1 protein-coding gene is annotated in these 1,045 nt (G+C 65.1%); it reads left to right on the forward strand.

What is annotated here, in order from left to right; all coding sequences use genetic code 11:
- Positions 1-73: 73 nt before the first annotated feature.
- Complete coding sequence (locus tag A9X04_RS15130; protein WP_067921735.1) at positions 74-1,024, forward strand: IS481 family transposase; 951 nt, start codon at positions 74-76, stop codon at positions 1,022-1,024.
- The last annotated feature ends 21 nt before the right edge of the window (positions 1,025-1,045 follow it).

Below are 1,045 nucleotides of genomic sequence, written 5' to 3' on the forward strand. Positions count from 1 at the left end.
GTCGGGTTGATGTGAGAAGAACCTCCAGGTGAGGTGTGGCTTGTCGAAGGCCCATACCGACCCGGAGGTTCTCGTGTCCCACCGTAATGCCCGAACGACATTTCTTGGCCGTCTGCTGATCGTGCAGCGTCACCAGGCCGGTTGGAAACAGGCTCATATCGCCGACGCGATGGGCATCTCACGGAGGTGTGTTGGTGGCTGGATCAGCCGTTATGCCGCTGAAGGCGAGGCGGGTTTGGCGGACCGCTGCTCGCGGCCGCACTCCTCGCCGCGCCGGACCCCGTGGGAAGTCGAGCAGCAAGTGCTGGCGGCTCGCCGTGCACATCGGCGTGGCCAGGACTGGTTAGGGCCCGAGCTGGGTGTCCCGGCCCGCACGGTAGGGCGGATCCTGCGCCGCCACGACGAGCCCTATCTGCGTGACTGCGACCCGATGACCGGGTTAGTGATCAAGGCGTCGAAGACCACCGCGGTGCGCTACGAGCGCGGCCATCCCGGCGAGTTGGTCCACGTCGACGTCAAGAAGTTAGGCCGCATCCCCGACGGCGGCGGGTGGCGCGCCCACGGACGCAGCGAAGAGGTCCGGGGCCGCGGCATCGGCTATGACTACGTGCACTCGATGGTCGACGATCACAGCCGGCTGGCGTATTCGGAAATCTTGCCCGACGAGAAGGGCGCGACGTGTGCAGCCTTCCTCAGGCGAGCTGCTGATTATTTTGCCGCCCATGGCCTTCCGTGCATCGAATGCGTGATCACCGACAACCACTTGAGCTACCGGCGATCCGCCGAGTTCGCCGCCGCCATCGCTGCGTTAGGCGCCAGGCACATCTTCATCAAACCGCACTGCCCCTGGCAAAACGGCAAGGTCGAACGCTTCAACCGCACCCTCCAGATCGAGTGGTCCTACCGCCGGGTCTTCACTTCCAACGCCGAACGCGCCCGCGCGCTTGCGCCCTGGCTCGAGTTCTACAACACTCAACGCCGCCACAGCGCACTCGGCGGACTCCCACCCATCAGCCGCCTGTAACCAACGTCATGGCCGAGTACA

The sequence above is a fragment of the Mycobacterium sp. E3247 genome, assembly GCF_001667785.1.
Lineage (GTDB): Bacteria > Actinomycetota > Actinomycetes > Mycobacteriales > Mycobacteriaceae > Mycobacterium.